Source organism: Lysinibacillus sp. IITD104, assembly GCF_036698265.2.
GTDB lineage: Bacteria > Bacillota > Bacilli > Bacillales_A > Planococcaceae > Lysinibacillus > Lysinibacillus boronitolerans.
This window is the reverse complement of the sequence record NZ_JBAHYH020000001.1, coordinates 500,233-510,777: the sequence shown is the minus strand read 5'-3', so window position 1 is coordinate 510,777 and position 10,545 is coordinate 500,233. Positions and strand designations below refer to the sequence as shown.

The 10,545-nt window shown below is 36.4% G+C and carries 8 protein-coding genes; 2 read left to right on the top strand and 6 right to left on the bottom strand.

Annotation, left to right across the window (positions count from 1 at the left end; genetic code table 11):
* Nucleotides 1-29: 29 nt before the first annotated feature.
* From V1L66_RS02615 to V1L66_RS02605, 3 genes are all read right to left on the bottom strand, one after another.
* A complete protein-coding gene (locus V1L66_RS02615) occupies nucleotides 30-2,390 on the bottom strand; it encodes a bifunctional 2',3'-cyclic-nucleotide 2'-phosphodiesterase/3'-nucleotidase (RefSeq protein WP_016992724.1) in 2,361 nt (786 codons plus the stop codon).
* A gap of 302 nt (nucleotides 2,391-2,692) precedes the next feature.
* The gene (locus V1L66_RS02610) at nucleotides 2,693-3,319 is read right to left on the bottom strand and encodes an FMN-dependent NADH-azoreductase (RefSeq protein ID WP_258860758.1); all 627 of its coding nucleotides are present in this window, start codon (nucleotides 3,317-3,319) and stop codon (nucleotides 2,693-2,695) included.
* Nucleotides 3,320-3,497: 178 nt separating this feature from the next.
* Nucleotides 3,498-4,205, bottom strand: a complete 708-nt coding sequence (locus tag V1L66_RS02605; protein ID WP_016992726.1) for a DsbA family protein — start codon at nucleotides 4,203-4,205, stop codon at nucleotides 3,498-3,500.
* A gap of 125 nt (nucleotides 4,206-4,330) precedes the next feature.
* On the opposite strand from V1L66_RS02605, the gene V1L66_RS02600 reads away from it, so the two are divergent.
* Nucleotides 4,331-5,710 (top strand): FAD-dependent oxidoreductase, encoded by a 1,380-nt coding sequence (locus V1L66_RS02600; RefSeq protein WP_016992727.1) that lies wholly within the window; start codon nucleotides 4,331-4,333, stop codon nucleotides 5,708-5,710.
* 38 nt (nucleotides 5,711-5,748) lie between these two features.
* Here the strand turns inward: V1L66_RS02600 and V1L66_RS02595 are convergent, their stop codons facing one another.
* A complete protein-coding gene (locus V1L66_RS02595; protein ID WP_016992728.1) occupies nucleotides 5,749-6,675 on the bottom strand; it encodes a manganese-dependent inorganic pyrophosphatase in 927 nt (308 codons plus the stop codon).
* Between the two features lie 465 nt (nucleotides 6,676-7,140).
* On the opposite strand from V1L66_RS02595, the gene V1L66_RS02590 reads away from it, so the two are divergent.
* Nucleotides 7,141-7,944: a GNAT family N-acetyltransferase gene (locus V1L66_RS02590; protein ID WP_312126223.1), complete on the top strand. Its 804-nt coding sequence runs from the start codon at nucleotides 7,141-7,143 to the stop codon at nucleotides 7,942-7,944.
* Between the two features lie 110 nt (nucleotides 7,945-8,054).
* On the opposite strand, the gene V1L66_RS02585 is transcribed toward V1L66_RS02590, so the two are convergent.
* Nucleotides 8,055-8,921 carry a MurR/RpiR family transcriptional regulator gene (locus tag V1L66_RS02585; protein ID WP_016992730.1) on the bottom strand — a complete coding sequence of 289 codons (867 nt, stop codon included), beginning with the start codon at nucleotides 8,919-8,921 and terminating at the stop codon, nucleotides 8,055-8,057.
* A 317-nt stretch (nucleotides 8,922-9,238) separates the two neighbouring features.
* Nucleotides 9,239-10,468, bottom strand: coding sequence for an MFS transporter (locus V1L66_RS02580; RefSeq protein ID WP_052125401.1), 1,230 nt, complete (start codon nucleotides 10,466-10,468; stop codon nucleotides 9,239-9,241).
* Nucleotides 10,469-10,545: the final 77 nt, after the last annotated feature.

Sequence of the window (10,545 nt, the reverse complement as noted above, 5' to 3'; positions counted from 1 at the left end):
ATTATCGTTACTCTCCTTTTCCTATTCTTTTATTTAATTAAATATTTAGCAAATCCAGCTTCTGTATCTTCTAAATATTCAATACCACTACCTGCTGGAATGAACTTTTGTGCATCTTTTGCAGATAGGTAGATAACCTTTGTATTGGCTGGGAACGGTACAAATGACCAGTTATTATCCGCAGCTGGGTTAATTGTTTTATTCGCCATAATATAATCTACAACAGCTTGGCGATTTTCATATGCATAGTTTGTTATGTTAGAGCCGTCAGCATTTTTAAATGTCGCCCCATATGATCCACCAACACGGTAATTGTTTGTGATGATGATGAATTCTTGTTTTAAATCGATTGGTTTACCATTATATTGTACATTCTTAATACGATTTGCCTTTTCATCAGTAAGATTACCGCGGCGGTCATATTTTGCTGGCGATGTGACATCAATTTGATATGTTAAGCCATCTAACACATCAAAGTTATAAGAACGTGCTTCTGCATCGATAATATTTTGCTCTTCTGATTTAGTTGGATCAATTGTTGCAAAAATACCAGCAGCCATCTCTAACCACTCGATTGCTTGTGCGCCTGTCACTTTAATCGTAGCAACAGTATTGTCATAATGATAAATGTCGGCCATATTTTTAATAGCAAGTGGCCCTACAGGAATATTTGTATAATCTAATGGATTATTACGAGAGCCTGCTTTGAAAGGTGCTCCAGCTGAAAGAATTGGTGTCTTTTCATCAGCCGTACCCTTTAGCTCTTGTTCGATAAACCATTTTTGAGCTTGCGTGACAATTTGAATGGATGGATCATCTTGCACCATTGAAAAATAACTATGGATTGGTGCAGTTGTTTCTCCAACAGGCTGACGGATATATGATAATGTGCCATCATGTGCCTCTTTAATAGCCTCTAAAACCGTTGTGGATGGTTGTAAACCTTCTTGCTTGATCGATTGCAATGAACCTTTACCATCTACCACTACCCACTCTGATCCTTGTTGTTCTAGTTTTAAATCAATTACACCAAGATGACTACCATAGCTACCTGCCATAACAGTAGGAACACCGTGAATTGTACCCTTCTCTTGGTCAACATCTTTCAAATCCTTATAGTCACCAGGGAATGTTAAATGAGAGTGCCCTGTAATTAAAGCATCAATACCATCAATTTCTGCTAATTGGTAACCAACATTTTCAGCACCCTTCACATAAGTATCTTCACCGATACCTGAATGTGACAGAACGACAATCACGTCTGCTCCAGCCTTTTGCATTTCTGGTACTACCTCTTTCACAGCTTCTACTGGCTCTTGCATTTCCACTTTACCTGCTAAATGAATGGCATCCCATTCAACAATTTTCGTTGGAACAATCCCTGTTACACCAACTTTAAGTGTATGCTTTTTGCCTGAACTATCTACCACTTCTTTATCAAGAATGACATAAGGTGTAAACATACGCTCTTTTGTTTTTGCATCATAAGTATTAGCATTTACGACTGGATACTTTGCATCGTTTAATACTTCATCTAAAAAGTCTAGACCATAGTTAAATTCATGATTCCCTAAAGTTCCACCATCGTATTTTAATGCATTAAGTGCAGCAATAGCTGGATGAACTTCACCTGGCTTTAATACACTTTCTAATGCTTTATATGAGCCAAGTGGTGTCCCTTGAATTAAATCACCATTATCAAAAAGTAATGTGTTTGGATTTTTAGCTCTTGCTTGCTCAATTAATGTCGCTGTATTAGCCAAACCAAGCTCTGATGATGGAGCATCTAAATAGTAATTGTAGTTAGCTAAATTGGTATGAATATCTGTTGTGCCTAAAATTTGAAGATTTACTGATACGCCAGTTGAAGGTGCTTTGTATTCTGCTACAAAGCGTTCTACAATACTCTCCATCTGTTCCTTTGTCACATAGTCACGAGGGCGAATAGTGTTATCCTCAAATGCTTGTAAAATGTTTGCTGCAACAGCATTCGCTAAATCTTGTTTATATGCCGCTGCAATTTGATCTGCATCCTTAAATTGCTCTAAAACTGTTAGGGAAGCGTTTTCACTAACTAGTCCGCGAGCAGAAATAACAAATGCTTGTTGACGTGTTAATTTGTCATCTGGACCAAATGTCGTTGCTGTTTTACCTTTAATTAGTTTTAATTGAACAGCTTTTTCTACATAAGGTGCTAAATCCTTGGAAACATCTTTAAAGGCTAGAGAAGATCCATCACCTATCTCTACATCTAAGCTTTCTACCAATTCCTTTACATAATCTGCACGTGTTACATCATTGGAAGCAGCATCAGCAGAAACTCCAAATGGTATAAACGCGAAAAGGACTAGTAACATCACTAAGAAATTAGTTATTAATTTCTTATTCATACAACAACCTCCCTGATAATCTATTATTTTCCTACAAATCCTATTATATTAAAACCATATTAATTTTTACTGAATAAATAGTCCTGATTATATGTATTTTTAAAAGAATGGTTAATTACTTTCCCTCAAAATCACAGATTGCTATCATTTTTCATTTTTCTATCTAATAGAATGTTAGTAAATGTAAATTCTAAATAATAAGTTAATGTCAATATGTCCGACCTCCATACCACCCCATACATCTGTTCATAAAATAAAAAAGTCCTCCCAAAAATGAGAGAACTTTTATTAAAAAATAATTTTTATGCATTCACAGTTTGTAGTGATTGAGCAACTTTTTTCACTTCTTCTAGGCCATTTGCAATAATTTCTTGCGCTTTATCAGGTGAAGCATTATGACCTTCAATAATTACTTCTTCAATAATTTCCATACCGAATACGCCGCCTACTACGTTTTTAATGTAGTTTACTGACATTTCCATTGGTTGAGCTTCTGGTGCTGAATAGTAGCCACCACGAGCATTTAAAATAATTGCTTTTTTGTCAGTCATTAAGCTAATTAATTGACCGTTTTCTCCATATTTGAACGTGAAGCCTGCTTGATATACATAGTCAATAAATGTTTGTAAAGGTGCTGGAATTGTTAGGTTCCATAATGGGAATGCAAATACAACTAAATCAGCTGCAGTTAATGCATCCATTGCTTTTTGTTTTGCAGCTAATAGACGTGATTCGATGTCTGTTAACTCTCCACCATTTTGTACTTTACCGAAAGCATTGAAAAGGTCTTGTCCAAAATAAGGCATATCTTCTGCAAATACGTCAAAAGTTGTCACATTGGCAACTTGTACATTTTCCATGAAAGTATCATACATTTTTGTTGAAATACCGTCTGGACGGTTGTTAGCTTTTACTACTAAAACGTTCATTATATAAAATCTCCCTTAAATATCAGAATCTAATATCTCGAATTCAAGATATATATTTATCTTAAAAAATTTCATTTAAATTGTCAATGTTACTTGCCTCAGACTTTTGACTGAAATATTATATCTTCCAGCTATCCTAACAAGAGGAGTTTAAAGCTTTACTCCTCTCTCTAGTAAACTAAAATTTACAGTTATCGTCTGTGCATATACCCCCATCACCTGTGCCAGCCATCTTTAGCGTTGGTTGTAAGCCCTCTTCCTCAGCAACTTTACGCAATGTATCCTCAAATACCTCCTGCGGTTGTGCACCTGAAATACCATACTTACGGTTTAGCACAAAGAACGGTACCCCACGAACTCCAAGCTGTAGACCTTCTTGAATATCTGCTTCTACTTCATTTTTATAAACATCATCGGCAAGAACCTTTGCAACTTCTTCACGCTGTAGCCCTACTTTCTCGGCTATCTCTAATAAAACATCGTCTTGGCCGATACGCTTGCCTTCAATAAAATGACTGTGTAAAAGTGACTCCACAAGTGCTGTAACATCTCCCTGTTGTTCAGCCCATTTTACGAGCCGATGTGCTTTTAGCGTATTCTCTTCCATCAAATTGCTAAAATCATAGTTTAAGCCGACTTCTTTCGCACGCTCCGTTACGCCGACAGTCATTTCTTTTGCCTTCTCTAATGACATTCCATATTTCTTTGCCAATGATTCATAGACAGTGCTATGCGAATCTACTGGAGTAGTTGGATCTAGTTGGTAGCTTTTATAGACAAGCTCCACCTGCCCAGCATAGCCAGTATCCTCAATCGCTTTCTCTAATTGTTTTTTACCAATATAACAAAATGGGCATACATAGTCAGACCAAATTTCAATTTTCATTTCTTGTTCACTCCTTTTGCTACATTGTAGCGATAGTTGAAATCACAAGGCAATTTTAATGCCTCACTGCATAAATTTTCAATTTCTTCTACATACTGAATACAAAAACGATGTGAGGTTTCTATATGACACAATCTCTTTGGCTTGCTACAACTGAGTCAGTCTCGTTATCTTCCCTTTCTTCCTCAACAACATGTGATGTATGTATAATCGGTGGTGGCTTAACTGGTTTATATACCGCCTATACTTTAGCAAAAGCAGGTGTGGATGTAGTTCTTCTTGAAGGAAATACCCATTTTGGTCACGGTACGACAGGGCATTCAACAGGAAAACTAACAGCCCAGCATAGCATTGTCTATGCAAATCTTTTAGAAAAACTATCTTTAGAAGAGGCACAGCTTTATTATCAACTTAATCAACAAGCGATTGACAAAGCTAGACAATTACTCCCACCAGACAGCGTTCGTTCGGTTGATTCACTGTTATACTGTCAAACCAAAGAAGGCTATGCACAATTATTAAAAGAATGGAATGCCTATAAGGTTTTAAATATTAAGTCAAACCTTACCTCTGACACGGAGCTACCATTCCCTATTACAAAAGCGCTAAGCATGTCACAACAAGCACAAATAAATCCTGTTGAAGTAAGTAATTTTCTTGTTAAAGAGGCACAGAAGATGGGAGCAAAACTTTATGCGAATACCCGTGTTCAGCAATTAAACATACCACAAAATAACTTACATACCGAAAAAAATATGTCGGTTCAATATAATAAGCTTATTTTGTGTTCACACTATCCCATTGAAGCTTTTAAAGGACTCAAACTTTTTAAATTATCCAATAGTCGTTCCTATATGGTTGCAAGCAAAACCTCTGAGACCATGCAAGGTCAATATTTATCAGTTGATTTTCCTTCTCGTTCGATACGGACTGCCACGATTAATCAGGAAAATTATTTAGTATTAGGAGGGGCGAATCACATTGCTGGTGAGACCGTTCATACCGAGCCTTATTATGAGGCCATTTCCAATGAAATGAAGGAGCATTTTGAACAACAGCCACTTTATCGCTGGTCAGCCCAGGATATAGAAACACCGGATATTGTCCCTTATGTTGGAAGAATTACAAACTCCTTACCTAACGTACTAATTGCCACTGGCTATCGTAAATGGGGAATCTCCAATTCCTTTGTCGCAGGTGATATCCTATCCTCTCTTTTAACAGGCGCAAAGATCGAGGATGGTGCTATCGCTCTTTATTCACCATCACGTACAAAATTCGGTGCCCAATTCATGCAAATGCTAAAAGTAGGAGGCTTTGTTGCCAAGGAATATATAGCTGGATATATGAAGAATGCCACTGCTCCAACCTGTACTCATTTAGGCTGCAAAACGAAATGGAATGAAGCTGATGAAACCTGGGATTGTCCTTGTCATGGTTCCCGTTTTAACGCTAAGGGTGAGGTGCTTGAAGGCCCTGCTGTCCAGCCATTAAAACTTGATTAAAAAAGAGGCTGTCTTAATAGACAACCTCTTTCTTATTTTTATTTTAGAGCTTCTGTTAATACTGGTACAATTTGTTTCTTACGAGAAACAATACCTGGTAATACAACACGGTTATTGATAAGGTCAGCACCGAATCCTTTTGCTGCCGCTTCTGCTACTTGCCCAATTGCAACAGCTGTTGAATCATTATTTAAAATGTCAGTCACAACGAAGAAGAATAGATCTAGGCCATTTTCTGCAACATTTTTATTGAGTAGAATTTCTAACTCTTCTTGACGATTAAGCACATCATTAATATCAACTGCATTCACTTGAGCTACAACAGATTTATACTCACCAAATTGGAACTCTTTTGCATCTAACGATAATAAATCTTCTAATGATTTATCAGATAAATCAGCACCTGCTTTTAGCATTGCTAAGCCATACTCTGCAGTATCCACACCAGCAATTTTTGCTAGCTCCTCGCCAGCTTTTACATCTTGCTCTGTGCAAGTTGGCGATTTGAAAAGTAGTGTATCAGAAACTATTGCTGATAACATTAAGCCAGCAATATTGGCTGGTATCGCTACTCCGTTTTCCTTGAAGATTTTGTTTAGAATTGTAGCTGTACAACCCACTGGCTCAGCACGATAGTATAATGGATCAGCTGTTTGGAAGTTTGCAATACGGTGATGGTCGATTACCTCAGTAATTTGTACTTCCTCAATACCGTCAGCTGATTGCTGGAATTCATTGTGGTCAACAAGGATAACCTTGTCCGCTTCTCCTACAACAGAAGAAATTAAACGAGGCGCTTCAAAGCCAAATTTATCTAATGCAAACTGAGTTTCATTATTAACATCTCCAAGACGTACTGCCTCAGCTTCTTTACCAATTTGCTGTTTTAAATAGGCATATACAATCGCAGACGTGATTGTGTCTGTATCTGGGTTTTTATGTCCAAAAACTAATACTTTACTCATTGAATTAATTCCTCCTAAAATGGCACTTACATTTATATTTTATTTTATCATACCTTAAAGCCTGACAAGTGATAAAGTGAAACTTTGGAATAATTTCGCCACCGTATAAATGCCACTGACCTCACTTCGATATATCATACAGTGCTCAATCACGATCAAAATGTATTACCTAAAATTCAATATACAAATATAATGGCAGTGCTCCCAATACATACTTTTCAAATAAGATATCTACATTATAACTAGCTTGCATTACTCTGTATACTTTTAATAGGACTAATTACTTCTGCAAAATTCTCTATTTTTACCAACCTATTTTTAACATTCAATAGTAAAAATGCCTCTTTTTTATAAAATAATTAGTTTATATAGATATTTAGTTGGGTTTTCATATTTAAGTCATCATAATTTTATGCTATCATCAGGTAGTCTATATTTTTGGATATTCAGGAAATGGGGATTACGATGACGAAGAAGATAGAAAAAAAGTACATTCCTTTAGCTAACTATTTTGATGTAGCTTTACAACAAGAAATTACTTTATCCTTTAGTGAATTAGAAAACATTATGGGACAAGCATTACCGAACGCTGCCTACTTAAATAAAAGCTGGTGGAAAAAAACTAAGCCCCCTCTCTCACATTATTTATCTTGGACAAATGCCGGTTATTATGTCATTGATGTTAAACTAGGTACTAGTGTATCTTTCTCACGTACACAAATGAAGTCGAGCGAAACCAACACTTCAAACACTGAGGAAAATTCATCTGCATACATAATACGAGGAATTGAAGCATCTGATGCTAGATCGTTCATTCATTTACAAGAGGAGATATTTCAAGAAACTGACTTCATGTATAATGTTCAAAATGAGCTAGATCTCACTGTCCAACAACTTCGTAAAAATTTAACCTATTGGAAGCAACTAAAAAACCGTACAATACTACTTTGTGTACTCAACGGGATTTTTGCAGGTTATGCAGTTATTCATGGATATAAACAATCGAAGGCTAGACATGTTGCCTCTATTCGTTTAGCTGTGAAAGCAGAGCATCAACAAAAAGGTATTGGCTCCGCACTGATGAAAGCTGTTGAAAATTGGTCTAAACAACATGATATTTCCCGTTTAGAGTTATCTGTTATGGAGCATAACAATGTAGCTTTACATCTCTTTACAAAGCTAGGATTTCATCAGGAGGGCATTCGAAAAAATGCCATTAAATTAAATAATACTTATATTAATGAATATAGCTTGAGTAAAATTCTATAATTCACTTTTCCTAGATGTCTAAATACTATTTGGACATCTTTTTTATATAGAAAATTCCAAAAAAATACGCATAGATAGTGTGTTCAACAAACTATCCATGCGTATTTACATTAAAAAACCTGCTTTTCTCTAATTGCATCTAAGAATAACACATTACTTTCTACTTGCTCATACGATTGCTGATATTTTTCATAGTGGTCTTTATCCTGGCTTATCATTTCCTCTATCAAGGCATGCAAAAATGAAATCAAGACTGGGGCGATGTCTAGAGAAGAATGATTTTTGGTGCCGAGGGTAAATAACGCACTGGTATATTCTCGAATAGGCGAAAATGCAGAACCTGTAATGGCAATAATTTTCACTTTCTTTACCTTTGCAATTTCAACGATCGTTTTAATATCCATAATCTGTTTATCAAAAGATAGTACAATTAATGTTGTATGTTCGCCCATACTGTTTATTTGATTCACTAGATCATCCGAGTCTAAACGAAGCTGCTTAATATTAGCACGAAATGTTTTCAATGTATTAGATAGCCAATTTGCAACAGATGCATTATGACGAGTACCTAGAATATAGATATTGTCTGCTTCATGCATCCATTTTGAGCATTTTTGGATCTGCTGATCGTTAATCAATTGAATTGTTTCTTGAATATTTTGGCTATCTCGTTGCATCACCTTACCAAAGCTAGAATTAGTCAGCTTCTTAGCAGTATATGTAGGCTGTAGATTTGCACCTACATCTTGAGACAAAATATAGCCTCTAATTTCCTCTTGCAGTTCTACATACCCTGACAAATCCATAGCATAACAAAATCGAATCACTGTTGATTCACTTACATTAGCCAATCTGCCAACCTCTGCTGCTCCATTAGCAATTACTGTTGTGGGATTATCCATTACAAATTGTGCTACTTTACGCTGGCCCTTTGACAGCCTTACAAACCTTTTCTTTATATCCTCATGAATACTCATTCCTAACAACCTTTCTTTCAATGACCTTATCACGAACGGGAGATTGTTTCCTATTGACTCAAAATTCGATTAAAAATACAGTATCACGATTACAATTTGAATACAATGACTTTTCTGAAAAATCTTCATCGCATTAACCTGCTAATAAAACAATTTGATTTACTCTATAACCGATTTATATTGATTTGTCATTTTAACAAATAAATTAGTAAAATCGAATAAAAATTAATAAATGCTCATTTTTATGTATAATTTAAGCGAAATGAGACAAAAATGTCCTGGATCAATTCCTCTGATCCAGGACATTCTATTTCATATTATTCTAATTCAAGCTGCTTCGTTTCTTTCCCAAGGAAGATGACACCTACAACACCGATAATAATTGCTCCACAGAAAATGGCGAAAATAAAACCTATATCATAGCCTGCCGTTAATAAAAACCCAACGAGCAACGGGCCGAAAATTCCACCAATTCGTCCAACTGCTGCTGCCATGCCAGCACCTGTTCCACGAATAATCGAAGGATATTGTTCAGGTGTATAAGCATATAATGCTCCCCAAGCCCCTAAGTTAAAGAAAGATAAAAACATTCCTGAAGTTAGCAATACAGCTAAAGTATCTGCATTTCCAAAAATATATGCACTCGCTGCAGTCCCAATTAGATAGGAAACAAGGACAAATTTACGTCCAAACTTTTCTATAAACCATGCAGCTGTAAAGTAACCTGGTAATTGAGCTAAAGTCATAATCAAAACATATTTAAAGCTCGTGATCATGTCAAAGCCCTTCCCTACCATTACACTTGGCAACCATAAAAACATGCCATAATACGAAAATACAACCGTAAACCATAATAACCACAGCATAAACGTAGAACGAGCATACTTTTTCGACCAAACCTCTTTCATATTTTGGCCAATGCTCCGTTTTTTTGCTTCTTCCTTCACAGTAAATTGAGGTGAATCAGGCAAATGCCAACGAAGATAAATAGCATAAAACGCTGGAAGTGCCGTTAGAATAAGTGCTACTCGCCATCCCCATGTAGGAATCACAAAATACGAAATAAGTGCTGCAATTAACCAGCCTGCTGCCCAAAAGCTTTCAAGTAATACAACCACGCGCCCTCTTTCTTTGGCAGCTACACTTTCAGATACAAGCGTTGAAGCTACAGGTAATTCTCCTCCTAGCCCCATCCCTACTAAAAAACGTAAAATTAAAAATGCAGTCAATGTTGTTGTAAAAGCGGACAAACCACTTGCAATAGAAAAAAGGACAAGTGTCCACATAAAAATTTGCTTGCGCCCTACTTTATCAGCAAATACACCGAAAAAGAGAGCTCCTACAGCCATCCCGATAGAATTTATACTACCAATCCAACCAGACTGACTTGGTGAAAGTCCCCACTCAGCAGCCAATGCTGCAATAACAAAGGATAATATACCAACGTCCATTGCATCGAAGAGCCACCCTACCCCCGCCACACCCAATAGCTTATTTCTGGAAATGGATTGCTGAGGTTTATTTGTTACTGCTGTATTTATTGTCATCTCAACCACCTGTCTTTACACATGACTTTACATTACAAGATTACTATACAGTTGTTTCAAGAAAGTGACAAGTACTA

What these genes read in the sequence shown, in the direction of transcription:
- V1L66_RS02600 (WP_016992727.1), top strand. Translation starts at nt 4,331, where the DNA reads ATGACACAATCTCTTTGGCTTGCTACAACTGAGTCAGTCTCGTTATCT.
- V1L66_RS02615 (WP_016992724.1), bottom strand. Translation starts at nt 2,390, where the DNA reads ATGAATAAGAAATTAATAACTAATTTCTTAGTGATGTTACTAGTCCTT.
- V1L66_RS02605 (WP_016992726.1), bottom strand. Translation starts at nt 4,205, where the DNA reads ATGAAAATTGAAATTTGGTCTGACTATGTATGCCCATTTTGTTATATT.
- V1L66_RS02610 (WP_258860758.1), bottom strand. Translation starts at nt 3,319, where the DNA reads ATGAACGTTTTAGTAGTAAAAGCTAACAACCGTCCAGACGGTATTTCA.
- V1L66_RS02595 (WP_016992728.1), bottom strand. Translation starts at nt 6,675, where the DNA reads ATGAGTAAAGTATTAGTTTTTGGACATAAAAACCCAGATACAGACACA.
- V1L66_RS02585 (WP_016992730.1), bottom strand. Translation starts at nt 8,921, where the DNA reads ATGAGTATTCATGAGGATATAAAGAAAAGGTTTGTAAGGCTGTCAAAG.
- V1L66_RS02580 (WP_052125401.1), bottom strand. Translation starts at nt 10,468, where the DNA reads ATGACAATAAATACAGCAGTAACAAATAAACCTCAGCAATCCATTTCC.
- V1L66_RS02590 (WP_312126223.1), top strand. Translation starts at nt 7,141, where the DNA reads ATGACGAAGAAGATAGAAAAAAAGTACATTCCTTTAGCTAACTATTTT.